Source organism: Cohnella abietis (assembly GCF_004295585.1).
In the GTDB taxonomy this organism is placed as follows: domain Bacteria; phylum Bacillota; class Bacilli; order Paenibacillales; family Paenibacillaceae; genus Cohnella; species Cohnella abietis.
Window position 1 is genome coordinate 2,464,612 of sequence record NZ_AP019400.1, and the last position, 19,548, is coordinate 2,484,159.

At 47.3% G+C, this 19,548-nt stretch carries 14 protein-coding genes; 13 read left to right on the forward strand and 1 reads right to left on the reverse strand.

What is annotated here, in order from left to right:
* Window positions 1–8 precede the first annotated feature (8 nt).
* The 7 genes from KCTCHS21_RS10430 to KCTCHS21_RS10460 all read left to right on the forward strand — a co-directional run bounded on the left by KCTCHS21_RS10430 (window position 9) and on the right by KCTCHS21_RS10460 (window position 8,506).
* Window positions 9–326 carry an L-rhamnose mutarotase gene (locus KCTCHS21_RS10430; protein WP_157994011.1) on the forward strand — a complete coding sequence of 106 codons (318 nt, stop codon included), beginning with the start codon at window positions 9–11 and terminating at the stop codon, window positions 324–326.
* A 161-nt stretch (window positions 327–487) separates the two neighbouring features.
* Window positions 488–2,485, forward strand: coding sequence for a Na+/H+ antiporter (locus tag KCTCHS21_RS10435; RefSeq protein ID WP_130607444.1), 1,998 nt, complete (start codon window positions 488–490; stop codon window positions 2,483–2,485).
* 134 nt (window positions 2,486–2,619) lie between these two features.
* On the forward strand, window positions 2,620–3,066 hold the full coding sequence (locus KCTCHS21_RS31930; protein WP_179952668.1) for a hypothetical protein: 447 nt from the start codon (window positions 2,620–2,622) through the stop codon (window positions 3,064–3,066).
* Between the two features lie 149 nt (window positions 3,067–3,215).
* Window positions 3,216–3,917, forward strand: a complete 702-nt coding sequence (locus KCTCHS21_RS10445) for a response regulator transcription factor (RefSeq protein ID WP_130607446.1) — start codon at window positions 3,216–3,218, stop codon at window positions 3,915–3,917.
* A gap of 29 nt (window positions 3,918–3,946) precedes the next feature.
* A complete protein-coding gene (locus KCTCHS21_RS10450; RefSeq protein ID WP_130607448.1) occupies window positions 3,947–5,227 on the forward strand; it encodes a sensor histidine kinase in 1,281 nt (426 codons plus the stop codon).
* A gap of 53 nt (window positions 5,228–5,280) precedes the next feature.
* A complete protein-coding gene (locus tag KCTCHS21_RS10455) occupies window positions 5,281–5,973 on the forward strand; it encodes a M24 family metallopeptidase (RefSeq protein ID WP_130607450.1) in 693 nt (230 codons plus the stop codon).
* Between the two features lie 424 nt (window positions 5,974–6,397).
* Window positions 6,398–8,506, forward strand: a complete 2,109-nt coding sequence (locus KCTCHS21_RS10460) for a serine aminopeptidase domain-containing protein (protein ID WP_130607452.1) — start codon at window positions 6,398–6,400, stop codon at window positions 8,504–8,506.
* A 156-nt stretch (window positions 8,507–8,662) separates the two neighbouring features.
* Here the strand turns inward: KCTCHS21_RS10460 and KCTCHS21_RS10465 are convergent, their stop codons facing one another.
* Window positions 8,663–11,137, reverse strand: a complete 2,475-nt coding sequence (locus KCTCHS21_RS10465) for a beta-mannosidase (protein ID WP_130607454.1) — start codon at window positions 11,135–11,137, stop codon at window positions 8,663–8,665.
* 194 nt (window positions 11,138–11,331) lie between these two features.
* On the opposite strand from KCTCHS21_RS10465, the gene KCTCHS21_RS10470 reads away from it, so the two are divergent.
* The 6 genes from KCTCHS21_RS10470 to KCTCHS21_RS10495 all read left to right on the forward strand — a co-directional run bounded on the left by KCTCHS21_RS10470 (window position 11,332) and on the right by KCTCHS21_RS10495 (window position 19,426).
* Window positions 11,332–12,162, forward strand: a complete 831-nt coding sequence (locus KCTCHS21_RS10470) for a helix-turn-helix domain-containing protein (protein ID WP_130607456.1) — start codon at window positions 11,332–11,334, stop codon at window positions 12,160–12,162.
* 154 nt (window positions 12,163–12,316) lie between these two features.
* Window positions 12,317–13,210, forward strand: coding sequence for an ABC transporter permease (locus KCTCHS21_RS10475; protein WP_130607458.1), 894 nt, complete (start codon window positions 12,317–12,319; stop codon window positions 13,208–13,210).
* 2 nt (window positions 13,211–13,212) lie between these two features.
* Complete coding sequence (locus KCTCHS21_RS10480; protein WP_130607460.1) at window positions 13,213–14,109, forward strand: carbohydrate ABC transporter permease; 897 nt, start codon at window positions 13,213–13,215, stop codon at window positions 14,107–14,109.
* Between the two features lie 67 nt (window positions 14,110–14,176).
* Window positions 14,177–15,886 (forward strand): type 2 periplasmic-binding domain-containing protein, encoded by a 1,710-nt coding sequence (locus KCTCHS21_RS10485; protein ID WP_130607462.1) that lies wholly within the window; start codon window positions 14,177–14,179, stop codon window positions 15,884–15,886.
* Window positions 15,887–15,997: 111 nt separating this feature from the next.
* On the forward strand, window positions 15,998–17,818 hold the full coding sequence (locus tag KCTCHS21_RS10490; protein ID WP_232058158.1) for a sensor histidine kinase: 1,821 nt from the start codon (window positions 15,998–16,000) through the stop codon (window positions 17,816–17,818).
* On the forward strand, window positions 17,819–19,426 hold the full coding sequence (locus KCTCHS21_RS10495; RefSeq protein WP_130607464.1) for a response regulator transcription factor: 1,608 nt from the start codon (window positions 17,819–17,821) through the stop codon (window positions 19,424–19,426).
* Window positions 19,427–19,548: the final 122 nt, after the last annotated feature.

Below are 19,548 nucleotides of genomic sequence, written 5' to 3' on the forward strand. Positions count from 1 at the left end.
CTGTAAACATGAGAACGAACAGGGAAATCCGAGTCGCTAGGCTGAAATGGGATAGTATCGGTGAGTACCGTCACCTGCATGACCATATACCCGAGCAGAACGTCAAGCACATCATTCAAGCTGGATATACTGAGCTGCAAATTTTTCTGCTGGATGATCTGCTCATTATGTTAACGGAACTCGATCCGTCCCAAGCGCTTCCTGACCGAGTGATCGATGAGCAGGTAGAAAAGGAATGGCACGAAAAAACCGGGCGTTGTTTTGAGTCTGAGTGGCAACAAGTAGATACAATATTCGACTTACAGCAATTGTTGAATAAAGGGTGAAACGCCGGTTATAAATGATGTATCCATGTTAGCATAGCCTATAATAGCTCTCACCATAACACTAGGTGGGGGCTATTTGGCCATTGCGCATATGAAGAACTTAATGAGGTGATAATGGAAGGGATTATTTAAAGACTAGATCTAAGACAAGGGGCAGAGAAATGGAGCTGTTTTTATTCGTATTGTTGATGTTAGGGCTGATTGGAGTATCCAATGTTATTAATCGCTTTGTGCCATTCATTCCTGTTCCATTAATTCAAATCGCGTTGGGGGTAGCTCTAGCGCTTATTCCGTCTGTCGAGCATGTGGAACTGAATCCAGAGCTTTTTTTAGTGCTTTTTATAGCTCCATTGCTGTTTAACGACGGGCGAAGAACGCCACGCAATGAGCTGTGGAAGCTGCGTGCTCCGATCCTGCTAATGGCGCTTGGACTTGTGCTCGCAACGATAATTGTTGTAGGTCCGTTCATCCACTGGCTGATACCGGATATCCCACTCGCGGCAGCATTTGCCCTTGCGGCAATTCTTTCCCCCACCGACGCTGTTGCTGTTGGATCTATAGCCGGTCGCATAAGGCTGCCTCATAATATTATGCGGCTGCTGGAAGGCGAGGCGCTGATGAATGACGCATCAGGATTAGTAGCTTTTAAATTTGCGATTGCTGCGGCCGTTACTGGAGTTTTTTCTGTGGGCGAAGCCACATTAAGCTTCATTCTTATCGCAGTAGGAGGTTTATTGGCAGGAGCAATTCTGGCATTATTGTTAATTAGAATGCGTGTATCTCTTCAGCGTCTCGGAATGGAGGACGTTACGATACATATGCTGATCTTGATTATGACGCCATTTCTTATCTACATGATCTCTGAAGAGATTGGGGTTTCTGGTATCCTTGCCGTAGTGGCAGGAGGCATCGTACATGCTATCGAGCGAGACCGCGTTCAATCTGCATCTGCTGAGTTAAGAATCGTGTCTGAGAATACTTGGACCGTTATTTTATTCATTTTGAATGGTCTCGTTTTTATTATTTTAGGCTTAGAGGTACCCGATGTCGTATCCGTTATTGTTCAAGATCAGGCCTATAAGAATGGTATGGTTTTCGGCTATATCCTTCTTATTACAGCAGCACTGTTAGCTTTGCGATTCATATGGGTCTACCTGCTCTCCTCAGTACGGAAGCCGGGGAAGCTGCATGAGTCGATATTAACCGCGCTCTCGGGCGTTCGTGGAGCTATTACTTTGGCAGGTGCGTTTTCTATACCACTTGTTATTTCGAACGGAACTCCTTTCCCTCAGCGTGATCTTATTATTTTCCTGTCAGCCGGGGTTATTTTACTTACACTTGTACTGGCAAGTGCGTTGCTTCCTTTAATTTATAAAAGTCCGAAGGTTGAAGCGGGCATTGGCGAAGAAATATCAGAAAATATTATGCAAATCCGGTTATTAAAAGCGGGTCTAAAGACTGTGCGTGACAATATGACTGATGAGAACAGAGGAGCTGCTTTATCCATTATTTCTGATTACCAGCAACAGCTTCAATGGATCAGTCGCAAGGATCAGGGCTGCTTGGCTGATATGCAAAGGAAAACAGTGGAAATAAGGCTGCAGGCTTTGCAAAGTGAAGGCCAGACCGTCCGTCGCTGGCTGGAGGAAGGACGAATTACTGAAGAGGTTGCACAAGCTTCCCAATTTGCTCTTAAACAAACAGAGGTTATATTAACTCACCGCTTTAAATTTCTAGCTGCCTCAATACTGTGGACGATTCGACACTTCTTCCACAAAAAGAAGCATAAAGAAATAAACAAATGGACTAAAAGCGAGCTGAAGCCATACAAGGAGCTTAAGATTCAGTCTATTAATGATGCAGTTGAGACCATTAAGCGGAACATCGATGACACCAATCGGGGATCGTCATTAATGGTAATGGCTCATTATCAGGACTTTAAAGAAATGATTCAAGCAGAGAGCTACAATCCGACGATGGACGAGGAGCTACAGGACCAGAAGAAGGAGCTTCAGGTGAAAGCATTCCAATCCGAGCGAAACGTCATTCAAGTGCTTTATGAACGGGGAGACATTGACCGTTCTATGACGAGCAAGCTGCGCTTGTTTTTGAATTATCGAGAAGCAAACGTATTTGAATCAGAGCTTGTAGAAACCTAGATAAAGTCTAGGTTTCACAGGCTATTACTTGTGATTTTTATTTCTCTTTCTTTTCTCATATTTGATTTATAGAACTCACACAATTCACTAGTAATATTAGATTCAAGCCCAACAAAAAAAAGGAGATGTTGAAAATGTTAAAAATGAAAAAAGCAATGGTCGCCTTCCTTTCTTCGGCAATTCTTATCTCAGGTGCTGGTAGTGCATTCGCCGCTACAGGGACTACGACTTCAAAAGCAGCTACGAGCACGACCCAGGCCGCAACGAAATCGGACGCTAAAACGACTGATTCTAAAGGAACGACAGCTGCGGTTAAAGCACCAAAAGTAGTAGCACCTGTAGTTAAGCCAGCAGCGAAACCAGAAGTTAAGCCAGCAGCGAAACCAGAAGTTAAGCCAGCTACAAAACCAGTCGTGAAGCCGGCTGCAAAACCAGCAGCAAAGACTACGACCAAAAAACATAAAGCTGTTAAGCATAAGAAAACAAAACCAGCAAAAAAACCAGTAAAAAAACCAGCTGCAAAGGCAGCAACTAAACCAGCTGCAAAGCCAGCTGTACCTGCGAAGAAAGCAACTAAGTAATCGGCATTTCTAACCCAGCAATTAAGCGCAATAAATAATCAAATGACAAAGGCGGGATGCTTGCATTCCCGTCTTTCTTTTTATACGATCAAATGAGTATCTTAATGAAAATGAAATGTCTTCCACCTATGGTTGAAGGAGGGGCTGTCATGTCACGCATCCTTGTTGTCGATGATGATCAAAATATTTGCCAATTGATATCTGAGTATCTAAAAAAGGACGGACATGAAGTACAAGAATTGTTCAGCGGGGAGGGGCTAATCGACAGGGTTAGGCAGGAGCCCCCCGATTGTCTAATCTTGGATATCGTCATGCCAGGCGTTAATGGTTTGCAATTGCTCACTTCAATTCGAGGCTTCAGTGAACTGCCGATAATTATGGTTTCGGCGAGGGGAGAAGAGCTTGATCGTATTATGGGGCTTGAGCTTGGATGCAATGATTTTCTGGGCAAGCCGTTCCACCCCCGTGAATTAGTTGGTCGGGTTAGATCGATGATGCGTTTGGTGGAATTCTATCAAACTCCTAGAACGGAAGCAGCGACTCCACCTGTCCGGGCCGGGAATTTACTCATATCGGAGCAGTATCGTAAAGTTCAAATCGAGAATGGACCTGAGCTCGTGCTTACCTTTCGAGAGTTTGAGCTTCTGCTTCATTTTGCTAGAAATCCTAATCGTCCTTATAGTCGCGAGCAAGTCATTCGGCAGGTTTGGGATTACGATTTTCTAGGCGATGTTAGAGTAGTCGATGAATTGGTTAAGCGGCTACGCAAAAAAATTCTAAATTCTGCAGCCGGATTCAGCATCGATACGGTGTGGGGCTATGGCTACAAGGCTACAGTTGAATTGTCGTGAGGTCGCTTAGAGCTCGTATTTTATGGTCAATGATGCTCGTCATGATTTTCACGGTTGTTGTGACTGTTGGCTTTTACTCCCACATTACTTATCGAATGCTTATTGATCAAACGAAAAACCAATTGCTTCTTCAGCTGGATAAAGCAATAGGGATTTTGGAGGGTGGCACGCTTGATGATTTGGAGCCCAGTGATCTTACGTTTCGGTACAAAAACCATGAATTTAATGCGCACTTCTATGTTGTTAATGCCTCAGGATTTATTGTAGCGGCAAGCAACGATGATTTCTTGGGCAAGGCTCCTGATCTTCGAGTAAATAAAGAGCATGGAATGGGAACGATACAGGGCAATAAAATCATGTATGTATCGCAAGAGATGGAAGGGTATACGGTTGTTCTATACACGCCGGAAAAATTGTTGAAGCGAATGTTTCATGAGGCGATCCGCCTTGTGTTGGCTTCTATAGCCGTTAGTAGCCTCATTTTGTACGTTATTGGTTTTCTGCTTGTTTGGAAAATTACGCGTCCTATCGTGAAGCTGAAGGAAGTCGTTAATCGTTATGATCCTTATCGTGGCGATCTCAAGGTTTCCCAAGTCGGAGCGACAGAAATTGACGAATTGATGCACACGCTGCAATCGATGTCTAGCCGCATCCGTAATCACCATGAAAACCAGATTGATTTTTTACAGACAGTATCTCATGAGCTTCGTACGCCATTGATGTCGATTCAAGGATACGCTAATGCGATTAAGGACCAGGTCGTATCCCAGGAAAAAGGACTTTCCATTATAACGGAAGAGTCCTATCGGTTGATTCGTATGGTAGATCGGCTCCTCGAGCTGACCAGACTGGAAAATCCGGATTGTCCTCAAAAGGATCAAGTTATCGATTTGAACGAGATGGTTAGTCAGGCAAGCGATTTATTATCAACGAATGCAGCAGAGCACGGAGTTCAGATAATATGGACGGAGCGGGAGGCCAAAATTATAGTTCCTGCGGAGCAGCTTTTTGAGCTTTTAATTAATCTGCTGCAAAATGCGATTCGCTACGCTTCAGCTGTTGTGCGTGTGTCATTCGAAACGAATAAAGGGGAATGGTTTCTAGCCGTTGAGGATGATGGGAACGGAGTGCCACCTGAGCTGCAAGACCGGATTTTCGATCGCTATTTTAAAGGGGAAGCTGGTCAGACAGGTCTGGGGCTCTCCATTTGTCGCCGAATAGCAGAAAGTATACAAGCCGAGCTTCGATATGAACGATCAGAGCTTGGAGGGGCACGTTTTGTTGTTGCAAAGGGCAAAAGCTCATTTTAGGGAGAAGCTTTAAGTAGAGTTTTGTGAATTCAATTGTAAAGGTGAGGGTCCTATTGAATCCATTAATTGAGAAACGACATTTAGCGCTACGAGAAGCTGAAAGGAAAGCCGAAGAGCTGTTCAAAGCGATTGAAGAAAAGGGAATATTGCGTAGTGGGGCGACTGAAAAGCAAATCAATAAAGAGATTTATAGCTTGGCTTTTGAGATGTTTGGAATTAAAAAATATTGGCATAAACGCATTGTGCGAGCGGGCAAAAACACCTTACATCCCTATAATGAAAATCCGCCTGATTTAACGGTCGCTGAGGATGATATTATCTTTCTTGATTTTGGCCCTATTTTCGAAGATTGGGAAGCTGATTTTGGTCGGACATTCGTGCTCGGAGATGATTTGAGAAAGAAAAAGCTAAAGAATGATATTGCTCGGGCATGGGATGAAGGCAAAGCTTATTTTCAATCTCAGCCTAATATTACAGGGAGTGAGCTTTACGTATTTGTTTGCGAGCTTGCTCTAAAGTATGGATGGGAATTCGGGGGTCCGCATGCGGGACATCTTATTGGCGAGTTTCCTCATGAACAAATTCAAGGTGATGAGGTTGAGAACTATATTCATCCCGATAATCAAATTCCGATGAGAGATCCGGACACAAACGGTCATCCAAGAGATTGGATTCTTGAAATCCATTTTATCGACCGTGAGCTCGAAATTGGAGGCTTTATAGAGCATTTACTAACAGTTGAGTAGGCGCTGAGATACTAATGAGACAAGGGTCAAACTACCGCGGATTTTCTAGTGTCTAGTTAGTCTGAGGTCTATCGCCTAACTGACTGTTGTGCGTCCGGGCTAACGAATCGTATCGTGCTTATTACCACAAAAATGATCGGAAATGCATACAAGGACTATTCAATAGAAACCGATCGTGCTATAATCAACTGAAAGTTAATAGCTGGTCGGAGAACGGGAGACACCACAATGCTTGGTCGCGATTGACGCGGCTAAAGATATTGTGGTGTCTTCATTGTGTCCGGCTGCTTGAAAAGTGCTTGGAAGGGGGCATCAAAGCGGCCTTTGCAGGAGAATTGCGCGGTTAAGGTTGACGTCTTAGGTGCTTTAGCCAATTGTTATGATAGCGCTGTCATGATTAAAATTTGATCAGAGGAGATCTTACATGAAAAAGGTATATTCGTTTTTGAAAAAACCGCAGGGGCTGCTGGCCCTCTCGCTGGTACTTATGATTCTGGGCAGCTTCTTCGCAGGCATGTTTAACACGTCTGTTTACTCAGTCAATGTGAAAGAAATATCGTTTAAAGGCGACCATGGCAATCTCAGTGGACTGCTGTACACGCCCAAAGGAGCGGGGCCGGAGGATCCAAGGCCGGTCATCATTACAACGCATGGGTATCTGAACACGAAAGAAATGCAGGACGCTCCCGCCATCGAAATGTCCAGACGCGGCTATATCGTCTTGGCGCTAGACCAATACGACCACGGGGATTCACGATGGACCGCAGATATCCCGGTGAAGAGTATGTTCTCCACCTTCTGGGTCTATTCGCAGTTCGACGCAGCGAAGTATATTTATCAGCAGCCTTACACCAAAAAAGACGAGAAGGGCAACGCTTATGTCGCCGTAAGCGGTCACTCCATGGGCGGATTCTCCTCCCTGGTCTCAATGTACATGGATGAGATGAACGCTTTGAAGACCGGCTATCGCATGATTTATTCAGGTATTGCGGTAGGCGCGGATTTCTCCTACGCTTCAGCAATTGCTCCTCAAGATCAGTTGCAGGCTGCTTTCGGCAACCGGACGGTTGGGGTAATCGGCGGCAAATACGACGAATTCTTCTTTAACAAATCGGAATCGGAGAAAAGCGATTCGGAGAAGAAAGTCAAAGGCACGGTTACGCGCAAGGATTTCGCATCGACCGCTTCGGGCAAAGCGTTCCTTGGCGTGCCAGCGGAACAGCAAGCTGAGGCCGGCAAGTTCTATTCCGTGCAATCCGGTGACCTGCTCTTTGAAGAAAAAACGATCCGTCCCTCAGAGGCGGGCGAGCGCATCGTTTTCACGCCGAATCAAACCCATCCATGGAACCACACATCTCCGACAGTGACGGGGAATTTGATCGAGTTCTATACCCATGCTTTCAACGGAGTCACATCGCCTAACCAAACCCATGCAGACCTTGCTTCGGGCAATCAGATTTGGTGGCTGAAGGAAACCGGTAACTTCATCGCCCTGATCGGCTTCTTCCTGATGTTCGTTCCGCTCATCAGCCTGCTGCTCAAAGTACCGTTCCTGAGTAAAGCCGTGACGGCAAAGATTGCGACCGTATCGGCAGCTTCAACCGGCAAACAAAAATTGGTCTACTGGGTAGCCATTGCGTTCTGTACGCTAATCCCGGCGATCCTGTTCCCGACACTGATGGACAAAAAAGCGGGTGGATTAGATACCCTGAGCGTTATCTCTCTCATTTTGCTGGGGTTGAGTGTGGTAGGGGGTATCATTGGGTTCGTTACGAAAAAGAAGACTATTGGCATAGGTAGCACGCTGCTTGCGGTTGTGTCCCTTGTGATGTGGCTGGTTTTCCAAAATGCCAATTCATTCGTTAAGCTTGGGGCTTACTTTAACGAGCCGACGACGAACCAGATCGTTTACTGGGCGATCGTATCGGCATTGATCACAGCTTTCATCACTTTGGCTTTCCATTATTTCTCTAAGAAAGATGCGGGAACGACGTTCAGCAGCTACGGCATTAGCCTAAACCCGGCTACCATCGTTGCCAGCCTCTGCACGGCGATTGCGGCAGTCGTGATCGGCTATCTGATTTTGTTCACACTCCAGGCCGTATTCGGCACCGACTTCCGCATCTGGGTGCTCGCAGTGCGCACCTTCAGTATGGAGCATTTTATTACGGCCTTGCGGTACATTCCGTTCTTCTTAGTCTATTATTTCGTAAGCGCTGTTGCGTTGAACGCAAATACACGAGGCAAAAAAGGTGGCTACTTGCTGTCGATCATTTTGAACATAGGCGGACTTGTTTTGTGGCTGGTGGCACAGTACGGTAAAGACTTCATTTCGGGTGTTGCGCTTTACCCGGGGCAAGCCTTAAACGGCATCCTATTGCTGGCGCTAGTGCCTTGTCTAGCTATGGCTGCGGTCTATTCCCGCAAGGTGTTCGAGAAGACGAACAACGTATGGCTGACCGCTTTCTTGAATACTCTCTTGTTTACCATGATCACGGTCGCCAACACGGCGTTGTTCTGGAATCTGGTCTAACGGAACGATATGGAATAGTTCACTTTAATCAAGAGTGACATTCCAACGAAAAGGTGTTGGTGCAGGAGATCATCCTGTGCCAACACCTTTCGTTATTGAGCAACTATTCGTATTGGGTTCGTTAGATACATGCTCGATAATGATACTTTCTTTCAATTACTCATACGTGTCATAAAGGCTCCTAATCGTGAGATGTTCCTGGAATGCCTCCAGAGTTAGAGCCTCGGACAGGCTGTCTTTCTTGACTGTAACCGTTTTGGTGCGGTCAGCCGACAAGTCAAAGACGTTATCGCTCCAGAGAGCATCGGCAGTCTTCAAATCCAACAACACGTAGTTGGCGAAAGCTTGGCTGTTCAGCTCGATGATGAAGCTGTCTTGCGACTCAGTAATGCTTGCGCTAATACGAGGATCGAGATAGTCGAAATGCTTGGATTTGACGAACAATACAGAACCGCCGCTTACCGGATGGTTGTCCACCGTCAATTCGAACGCTAGATAGCTTTGTCTCAGCTTTTGTTTGTTGTCTAGGACATCGCTGAAATCCAGTCCTATAGCCTCTTTAGTAGAGAGGGCATCCAATGATACCGCTACTTCCCCAGACTGAATGACCTCGGAAAGATGGTTTAGTAGTCGCCAGCTCAACCTTCCTTCGACGGGGTTCAACGTTTCGTTCGTCACATGAAGAGCAACGGAAGTTCCTTCCTCGCAAGCGGAAGCGAGCACAGGGGCGAAAAACCGTTTGGCTGAGTGGTGCGTAGCTTTCCATCTGCCGAAATAATCGAGACTCGACCAAGAAGCTCCTGGCCAAATATCGTTAAGCTGCCAGTAGATGGCGCCCATGCATCTTCCCCGATTTCTTCTCCAATGTTCCACGGCAACACGCATGCCTTCCGCCTGAATAAGCTGGGACACATACAAGAGCGAGTCGAAGTTTTTAGGGTATTTGAAGTATTCGCTAATGTAATAAAGAATCTTCTCGTTGCCAGTTCCGTTTTTCTGATGGGCTTCCATGACAGATGAGAAAATGTTTCTGTCGGCAGGTAGCGTGAATGTTTCCACCGTCTTGAGAGACGGAAAAGATTGTAGTCCGAATTCGGACATGAATCTCGGAAATAACGTCCTGTATTCCGTAATCGGTTTCCGGCCGTGCCAGACGTCCCAATAGTGCATGTCCCCGACGCTTTCATTATTCGGATCGTCAATTCCTCCGTAGGAAGACGGAGAAGAACGCCAATAGAACGTGCCCGGATCCAACGAGTCGTTAAGCGCTGGAAGGAATTCCTCGAACTGACGGAGATAGTCGTCCCGAAGCTTTTCCCCGTATCTTTCCGTCCATTCCCAGAGCGCCCATGCGTACTCCAACTCGTTATTGCCACTCCATATACCAAGACAAGCGTGATGGCGAAGTCTTTTTACGTTGTCGATCGTCTCCAGCTTGATGTTTTCTTTGAATTCGTCGTTAAAATCGTAAGCCCCACAAGCGTACATATGGTCCTGCCAGACAATCAGCCCGTATTGGTCGCACAAATCGTAGAAATAATCCTCTGGATAATAGCCGCCGCCCCATACTCGAACGCAGTTGTAGTTGGCCTCCACACAGCTCTTTAGCAATTTCTCCGTTCTTTCGAAGCTTAACCGCCCGAAGACGTTATCCTCAGGTATATAGTTGGCACCCATGGCAAATATGCTCTTCCCATTTACTTCAAACTCGAACGATTCGCCCCATTCGTCCTTCGCCTGTCTAATCTTCATTGTTCGTAAGCCGATATTTAGTGTTTTTTCATCGATGATAGTGGTTCCGTCTAGTAAAAATACTCGTAACGAATAAAGCGGCTGGCTGCCATAATTGTTCGGCCACCATATTTGGGGGTTCGTAATATCCAATGTAATGGACGTATCGGTAAGGCTCGGGCTCGCGTTCGTTTCTTGCTCCCACACTTTCCCTTCCGGGGATATCAACGTTGCCCGGATACTCAGATCGGAATTTTTCCACTGCTTAATATCTACATGGATGTCAAGGCTGACACTATTGTCGCTATGCTTTTGCGTTACATTGACGTCGTCGATCCTCCCTTGATCATAAGCGCACAGAGAGATGTTTCTCCATATTCCCGAATCCGGCAGCTGTGGGCCCCAATCCCAGCCGAACATGCTGTGGGCTTTTCGAAGATGGGATATTCCCGGCACCGCATCGGCGCAGCTTGTCAAAAACATTTCCTTATCTTTGTCCAGAACGTAGCGAGTCGGCGATCTTAGAATGACATGGATGTCGTTACGACCTGTAACGAGGAAGTCTTTCACGTCGGTCTCGTAGGTGCGATGCATATTGTCGGATTTCAGCACGAGAGTCCCATTAATAAATAGCTCGCACAACGTATCAAGGCCTTCGCAGCGCAGCAGGACAATGTCATGTGCAAGCGCATCTTCTGCGAGAATAAAGCTTCTTTTGTATTCGAAATCAGATTTAGTCAGCTCCAAAATTTCTTGCTCATTATCCCGGTAGAACGGGTCCTTCATCTTCCCCGCTCGCAGTAGATCGTTAAACACGGAACCGGGAACGGTCGCATCGATCCACTCCAATTCATCGGTTTTTTTCATTTTCCACGCGCCGTTAAGCGTTAGCATATGCATGTTCATTCCTCCTGATTGCATCAAGTGAATTGTGTTATATTCATAACAGAGGTGCTACGAAACCTAGAAGCCAACGTCAAAAACAGCTTGATCATAGCATTCAGGCGGAAACGAGTCTTGTGTTCCTTCGGCCTTTCTTTGTGCTATATTAACATCTAACTTGTTTAACATAATGAAGGTTGGGGGAGAGGGAAATGCAGGTTTCCATGCTGAAAGCGGCAACGCTGATCGATCCGGAGGTACAGTCCAATTTTCATATCGAATATTCGATCAAGCATGCGTACCCGCTACACAGCCATGATTATTATGAAATCTTTATTATTATGGCGGGCAAATGCGCGCATCTCATTAATGGAGAGACGCAGTATCTAGAGGAAGGCACGATGGTGTTTATTCGTCCTGATGATACGCATTGCTACGATTTCTACGAGGATGCGGACTGTCAGTTTATGAATGTGAACTTCTATAGAGAAGTGGTGGAAAATGCCTTCGAATATTTTGGGAGCCCTCTTTTTGCGCAGCAGCTAAAAACCTCTCGACTGTCACCCGTCATTCCACTTCTTCCCTCAGATACGGACGTCCTGCTCCGGAAGGGCAAACAAATTCAGCTTTATACGTCTATCGACAAGCAGAAAGCTCGTATTCTGGCGCGGAGCTTCGTTACCGATGCATTGACGCATTACTTTGGCGATTATCGGGACGAGAGCACTATAATGATGCCTCAATGGTTCGACCTGTTGCTCTCGGAGCTGCAGAAGAAGGAGAATTTCACCGGCGGACTAAATCGGTTGCGTATGCTGTCTGATCGAAGCATTGGTCATTTGAACCGCGTGTTCAAACAGTATCTTCATACAACGCCGACGGCATACATTAATCACTTGCGGCTCGGCTACGCCAAAAACCTGCTCCTCACGACCCGCATGAGCATTCTCGAAGTCGCTTATGAAGCAGGATTTGATAACCTGAGTCACTTCTACCACTTGTTCAAAAGAAGCTACGGTATTTCTCCTGGTAGAGTCCGCTGAGCCGAAAACGGATAGGTTTTATAACGATAAGGAAAGCAGGGTGGCCTTTGGACGAGCTGCCCTGCTTTCTCCAATCTAAGCGATGAAAAACCAATCGCTGTGATATGGTTACGCTTACAAGCTATCCGTATAATAAGGCTACAGAGGTGATCCCATGCTAGCAAGAGTAGCCAAATATCGTTGGCAGTATGTCATGATTGCGCCGGCTGTCGTGTTGTTGTTCTTATTCAGCTACATTCCAATGGCCGGCATTCAAGTTGCGTTCAAAGATTTTCACCTCGGTTATACGATCTGGAACAGTCCGTGGGTTGGGTGGGACAATTTCTCCTTCTTACAGGATGAACAGTTCTGGGTAGTTGTGAAAAACACGCTTTGGATCGCAGTTCTCAAATTGGTGTTTGGATTTCCAGCTCCGATTATTCTGGCCTTGCTCATCAATGAGGTCAGGCACAGCAAGTTCAAGCATTTTGTTCAGTCCGTGAGCTATTTGCCCCATTTCTTTTCCTGGATTGTTGTTGCTTATATTCTACAATCCATGCTTACGTTGGATGGCGGGCTGGTCAATCAGTTCATAACTAAGCTGGGAGGGAACCCGATTTTCTTCCTCGGCTCGACCGATTGGTTCCGACCGATGATTGTGGGAAGCGGTCTGTGGAAGGAGGTTGGCTGGAACACGATTTTGTACCTGGCTGCTATTACAACCATTGATCCGCAGCAGTACGAAGCAGCAAAAGTGGAGGGCGCGGGACGATTGGCGCAAATTCGCAACATTACTATCCCTGGTATGCTGCCAACTATCTCTATTGTACTTATTCTTAGCATGCCGAGCTTGATCGCCGTAGGTATGGATCAGATTTATCCATTGATGAATCCGGCCAATCAGCCAGTTGCAGATGTGCTAGACACGTATATTCTTCGCAGCGGGTTGCAGCAAGGGTACTTCGGAATGGCGACGGCAATTGGGCTGTTGTCTTCAGCAATTAGCTTGATTCTTGTGCTTATCACGAATCAGACAGCGAAGAGAATTAACGGGGAGGGGCTGTGGTAAGCATGAAACAATCCACAAGTGAAAAGGTCGGCCAATTGCTGATCGTCCTGCTTCTCATTCTTCTATGTGTCTCGGTTCTGTATCCCTTCTTATACATGCTGGCTATTTCGCTTAACGTGGGAAGTGATGCGGCTAAGGGTGGGGTATACCTGTGGCCGAGAAAATTCACGCTGTACAACTTCCAAGTCGTGCTTGGCAACTCCGTTATCCAGCACTCTTACTTGATTACCATTGCTCGTACCATCATAGGTACGGTGTCCGGGCTACTTATTACTCTGCTTGCCGCTTTCGGCTTATCCTATCGGGTGCTGCCGCTACGTAGGACGTTGCTTGGTTACGTACTCATTACAATGCTGTTCAACGGAGGACTTATTCCGTTCTATATCCAGCTTCACGAATTGTCCCTTCTGAATTCGTTCTGGGTCTATATCGTGCCGAGTGCATTCTCTGCATGGAACATGTTCGTCATGATGAAATTCATTCAGGGCATTCCCGACGCCTTGGTCGAATCGGCAGAAATAGATGGTGCGCATCCGTTCAGGGTGTTATGGTCCATCATTCTGCCGCTGTCTAAACCGATGTTGGCTGCGCTTGGTTTGTTCACCGGTGTATTTCATTGGAATGATTGGTTTGCGGGAGCGTTCTTCATATCGGATCAGAATCTCATTCCGGTGCAGACGTTCCTCCAGCAGCTGCTGTCGGCGCAGGATATGTCGACTGTGCTCGGCTCCAATAATAACATTGAGGCGCTAGCCAGAGGCTCGATGATGGCAAACGTTACACTGATGTCAATCAAAATGGCTGTCGTTATGGTCAGTGCGCTTCCGATTTTGTGCGTATACCCTTTCTTGCAGAAGTACTTCGTGAAGGGCGTGCTGATCGGTTCGGTGAAAGGCTAGAGTTATTTAACAGTGGGTATAGGGCAATACCAATACCAATCGAGACAAAAGGGAAGGGGAAACATCAATGACTTTTCGTAAAGTAAAAGGAAAGAGTTTGGCAGCAATGACCCTCGCGATGGTTGTACTGGGGACAACGGCCTGCTCAGGCAGCAACAATAATGCCGAGCCTGCTCCGTCTAGTAGTGGGGCTCCAGTATCGACACCTAGCGGGGATGCTAATGCCACTGGAGGAGCGGGCGACTCTAAGTCATTCAAGCTGTGGCTCGGATGGACCGCAACTATCAACAATGACAGCATGGTACAGAAAATCTGGAAAGAGAAAGAGCCAGGTATCGAAGTCAAGCTGGAGGCTACTCAAGGCGACGCTATGACAGCTCTGAACCTGAAGCTAAACACAGGCGGCTTTGATGACGCGGCGATCTTCAAAAGAACCGATATCGTTAATTCCTCTATGATCCGGTCCGGTAGTGTGCTTCCGGTCGAACAATATTTCGACATGCCGGACAAATACCCTGGACTAGCGTCTATACCGAAGCAATATCTGGATGCGATGAAGGACAAGGATGGCCATATTTGGTCGATTCCGACTTGGTTTGACCAGAATCCTAACGATCCTTGGCCAGGCTGGGCATCATTGGGTTGGTTCATCCGGAAGGATGTTCTGGATAAGACTGGCTTGAAAGTAGATGATCTGAAGACGATTGCCGGCGTCGAGGATTATTTAAGGGCGGCAGCCAAGCAGAAGGACGCATCAGGCAAGGCGCTCATTCCGCTTAGCTTCCTTTCAAGTGAGAACGACGAGAATGTTATTCTCAGCACGTTCGGGGTATCAACCGCAACTGCCGGAGGCATGATTCCTGTGCAGAAGAAGGGCGATAGCTATGAGTTCATCTACGACAATCCGCAGTACAAAGTCGCTTACCAATGGATGAATAAAATGTACCGTGAGGGACTCATCGACCCTGAATCGATCACGGACAAGCAAGAGCGTTATAAAGAGAAAACGAAATCTGGGCGCATAGCAATGAACGTCGGTGGATTTTTCAATATGGATGCCCACATGTGGGAAGTGCTAGATGGCCCAACTGAGCCAGCATGGTACATTGATTCGATTCCGTATCCTCAAGTTCCAGGAGTTGATCATGTCGGAGCCAATCAACTTGTTAATCCGTACCCTTATAATGACGTGTATATTAGTAAGGATACGAAAAATCTGAGCGCCATTCTCGCATTCGTGGACTACATGCTTCTGCCGAAGCCGGAGCAGCAACAGGTAGCAAACGAAGGTCCAGCGGGGGTGTTCTGGGATTGGTCAGATAAGCCGCTCGGCAAATGGAAATACACTGACGACAATTATCAAAAGCTTCATGATTCAGGCGATGCGGCGAAGATAGCGAGCACAACTCCGTCGCTGTATAGCATTTCCTCTTACAGCAATGAGTGGTATCCTTGGTGGAACTACGATGTAACGAATCCAGCAGGTAGGCTGAAGACGATCGACCTTACTCAGAAAGTCGGTAAAATGGGCGGTGTCCGCATCGCAGAGCCTTATGACTTGGTAAGTGCAAAGACTGGCGGCCTATTGGAGAAATATTTACCTGAGCTTGAGAATGTCCGTAAAGAGTTCAAGGCTAAGCTGCTGATGGCCAAAGAAGATAAGCAGTTCGAAGCAGCTTGGAAGGATTTCCAATCCGCGCTAGAGAAACGTGCCCACTGGAGCGAGCTTAAGCAGGAGTGGAACGCTAGCTTTCAAGAGCAAACGGCTAAGTCTTAATTCCGAACTATAACGATTAAACCGTACTCTTAAAAGATCAAGGGGAGCTGTCTATACGACGGCTTCCCTTTCGGCTCGATTGTATCTGAAAGCGAAAGGAGCTCGGCAACCTTGAGATTACGGCTGGATAAATGGATTATGGGATTTACTCGAAGCATGAGCCTGCGCGGCAAAATCGTGGTTCTTTACGTCCTAATCCTGCTGCTGCCCACGCTTGCACTCAGCAGCGGTGCCGTGTATCTCGTCATCCAAAGCTTTCACCAGAGCTACTTGAATACGGCGGAAGAAGCAGTGAAGCAGACGTCGCAGAACGTGGACTTTAGTAAAAAAAGCTACGATTTATTGGCTGTCAGAACGGCGACCGACGGCGAGCTGGTTGCCCGACTCGGACGTGAATACACGGAGATGTCCGATATCGTCGATACGGTCAATTACGTGGACCGCACCTTCCTGATAACAAGTAAATATTTGCCTGGTATCGCGGATTTCCGCATTTATCATACGAATGAAACGCTCGTCCAGGACGGGCAGCTGCTTTGGCGTCCCGAGGAGCGGATGCTCTCCGGAATGGTTGAAAGCACGTGGTACCGCGAATCGATGAATTCTCCTACTCCGCTGTTCTGGAGCAGCGTACCGGGTAATCCTGGGCAAATTATCATTACAAGCAAAATCCTTGGTAGTAATGGTGGTCTGCTCGGCATGGTGTACATTCTGTTGAACTACGATGCTGTTTTCGGGGAATTGCTGGACCACCCGTTCAATCGGGGCAGTTTGTACATCGTCGACGATTCGCGACGTATTCTGGCTGCGACGGGGCGGGCTGATATTGGCAAACGGATTTTGCTGAAAAATTGGCCAGTTAGTGGTCAGGATCAGGATGCGCTGGACTTAAATAACATGCAGGGAACACGGGATAATCACGTTCTGGATCTTACAGGGACCAAGGAGCTGTTAATTGTCCAGCCATTGTCTTCCCACTGGCATCTAGTCACCATAATGGGCATGAACTATTTGGACAATCAGAACCGTACGGTATTGATTGTGATTGTTGGCATTATTACCTTTTTTCTGTTGCTGTCGATTTCACTAATGACGACCATTGTCCGAAACATCGTTCGGCGGATTCGTAAGCTCGGCATGCGAATGGGCGACCTCTCACGTGGTGAATTTGAAGCGGCGGTCCGTTACAGCGAGAAAGATGAGCTGGGTGAACTGGAGAACCGGTTCAACTTCATGTCGGAGCGACTCGGCAAGCTGGTCGAAGACATTACAAGAGCAAGCTTGACAGAGAAGGAGCAGGCGTTTAAAGCACTTCAGGCGCAAATAAATCCCCATTTTATATATAACTCGCTCGGTCTACTTCGCTGGCGCGCACTGGACGCGGACGATCAGGAGCAAATCCAGATCATTGATGCGCTGACGACCTTTTATCGGATTACCTTGAACAACGGAATTAGCGCTATCCGTATCCGGGACGAGCTCGAGCATGTGAGGGCCTATCTGGAAATTTGCCAGTTTCGTTATCCGAACAAGGTGAGGGTCGAATGGGAGATCGACGAAGAGTCGCTTAACTTCTATACGATCAAGACCGTGCTGCAGCCAATCGTAGAAAATTGCTATCTGCACGGGGCTATTACCCGAAAGCCCGGCGCTTTAATTCGTATTACAGTTGTCCGGGAAGCGGAGGGGATTCGAATGTCCGTATACGATAACGGGCAGGGCATTTCATCGACCGTTCTTCAAGGCATTGAGACGGGCACTTATACTGGCAAAGGTAACGGATTCGGAATGCCGAACATTAAGGAACGGCTTGCGCTATATTTCGGAAGCGATGCGGCACTCACGATAACTAGTGAGCCCGGGGCGTGGACGCTCGTGTCGATTGTATTCCCGGCTTGTTTCACGGAGCCGATGATTAGGAGGGAATCGTAAATGCTGAAGGTGCTTATTGTGGACGACGAACCTTCCAATATTCAGGGGCTGGTTCGTTATATCGATTGGGCTGGGCTCGGCTACGAACCTCCGGTGACTTTCGAATCCGGGGAAGAGGCGATGGAAGCGCTCATAGAGACTTCCTTCGACGTTCTCATCTCCGACGTTTCGATGCCCGGCATGAACGGGATCGAGCTGGTGGATAACGCCAAGAAATGCTATCCCCACATTCAGGTACTCATGATTAGTGGTTACAACGAGTTTGAATTTGTTCAGGACGCCATTAATGTCGGAGCGCAAGCCTATGTACTGAAGCCGCTAAAGCTTGACGAGGTATCTAGCCGACTGACGGCTTTCCGGAATACGCTGGATAAGATGAGGCAGGTAGTCGAACAGACGAGTGCGCTGGAGCACAAAGTATCTAGTAGTCTCAAACTGATTAAAGAACGCTTCGCTAGCGATCTGATTGCGGAAATGCCGCTGACGGACGAGCTGCTCGCCTCGTGGGGGAATCTGATGAAGCTTCCCTCGATTGAGCTGGGGTTTCAGGCGCTAGTGTTCGGAATAGATTATTATTGGTCCTCTGGCCGGGATGCCAAAGAAAGAATGCTGCTGGGGAGCGGGTTCAAGCAGATGATCGAGATAGCGTTGTCCGATCATGAATCGGTATTCATGGCACAGACTCATCCTGACGAGGTCGTCGTGCTGCATTTGAATCCGACTTTGGAAGAGCAAGTCGTGCTGGAGAAGCAGCTATCGTTCGTGCAGAGCATGATGAGAGAACGTTACGACGCGCCAGTGACGATCGGCCGCAGCCGGATGGGAAGCCGCTGGGAGGAAGCTCCTTTGATCTATAAGGAAGTCAAATTCGCGATGGCCAAAGCTCGGCTAGTAGCGGACGGGCAGATCGTTGGATATGACGATAGCGATTCGAACGAATTCAAAGACTATCGGTTGCGTGAGGAATGGATGCCCAATATCGTCAGACTGATGGAAGCTGGTGATTCGGCGAAGGTTGGCGAATATATGAATCGGATACTCGAGCTGCTTCTTTCGCGTGAGCCAGTCTCCTTCTCCTATGTGCAGGCATTCGGCATGAGCTTCTTGAGCGAGCTCATCGGCACCTTGAAAGGCAAAGAGGGAACTGACGACGAATTAAACATTCTGATGTGGCGGCGAATACTGGATTGCAGCAGTACAAGTCAGATCGTTGAGCTGTTAGCCGAGTACGTGGATCGATACATGCGGGTTGAGAAGAAGGCTAAGCTGAATCAGCAGCATCATTTGATGAGCAACATCGCTGATTTTATCGAGGAGAGGCTTCAAGAAAATTGGACGGTTAAACAGCTAGCGGAGCAGTTCAGCATGAATGCCAGCTATCTAAGTGTTCTCTTCAAACGCGAGATAGGTAAAACGATCTCCGATTTCGTGCAGGACAAACGGATTCAGAGGGCTCGCAAGCTATTGCAGGATCCGAATATTAAAGTCTACGAGGTGGCGGATCAAGTAGGCATTCAGACGCCGGCTTACTTCACCTATTTATTTAAGAAGCTAGTGGGCTCAACGCCTCAGGAGTATCGAGATTATCACTACTCTGAGGATGAGTAGTAACCAAGGCTGATGACATTTTCTATATGAGGATGCATAAGATTACTACCATTTTTCTTCATTTTAGCTAGGGAGCTTGCCACGGGGGCAGCTCCTTTTTTGTACGATCATAAAAATTTGAT

Bases quoted from the DNA above. Each gene is read 5' to 3' on its own strand.
- KCTCHS21_RS31930 (WP_179952668.1), top strand. From the start codon at position 2,620: ATGTTAAAAATGAAAAAAGCAATGGTCGCCTTCCTTTCTTCGGCAATT.
- KCTCHS21_RS10460 (WP_130607452.1), top strand. From the start codon at position 6,398: ATGAAAAAGGTATATTCGTTTTTGAAAAAACCGCAGGGGCTGCTGGCC.
- KCTCHS21_RS10480 (WP_130607460.1), top strand. From the start codon at position 13,213: ATGAAACAATCCACAAGTGAAAAGGTCGGCCAATTGCTGATCGTCCTG.
- KCTCHS21_RS10465 (WP_130607454.1), bottom strand. From the start codon at position 11,137: ATGCATATGCTAACGCTTAACGGCGCGTGGAAAATGAAAAAAACCGAT.
- KCTCHS21_RS10435 (WP_130607444.1), top strand. From the start codon at position 488: ATGGAGCTGTTTTTATTCGTATTGTTGATGTTAGGGCTGATTGGAGTA.
- KCTCHS21_RS10495 (WP_130607464.1), top strand. From the start codon at position 17,819: ATGCTGAAGGTGCTTATTGTGGACGACGAACCTTCCAATATTCAGGGG.
- KCTCHS21_RS10485 (WP_130607462.1), top strand. From the start codon at position 14,177: ATGACTTTTCGTAAAGTAAAAGGAAAGAGTTTGGCAGCAATGACCCTC.
- KCTCHS21_RS10430 (WP_157994011.1), top strand. From the start codon at position 9: ATGAGAACGAACAGGGAAATCCGAGTCGCTAGGCTGAAATGGGATAGT.
- KCTCHS21_RS10470 (WP_130607456.1), top strand. From the start codon at position 11,332: ATGCAGGTTTCCATGCTGAAAGCGGCAACGCTGATCGATCCGGAGGTA.
- KCTCHS21_RS10450 (WP_130607448.1), top strand. From the start codon at position 3,947: ATGATGCTCGTCATGATTTTCACGGTTGTTGTGACTGTTGGCTTTTAC.
- KCTCHS21_RS10445 (WP_130607446.1), top strand. From the start codon at position 3,216: ATGTCACGCATCCTTGTTGTCGATGATGATCAAAATATTTGCCAATTG.
- KCTCHS21_RS10475 (WP_130607458.1), top strand. From the start codon at position 12,317: ATGCTAGCAAGAGTAGCCAAATATCGTTGGCAGTATGTCATGATTGCG.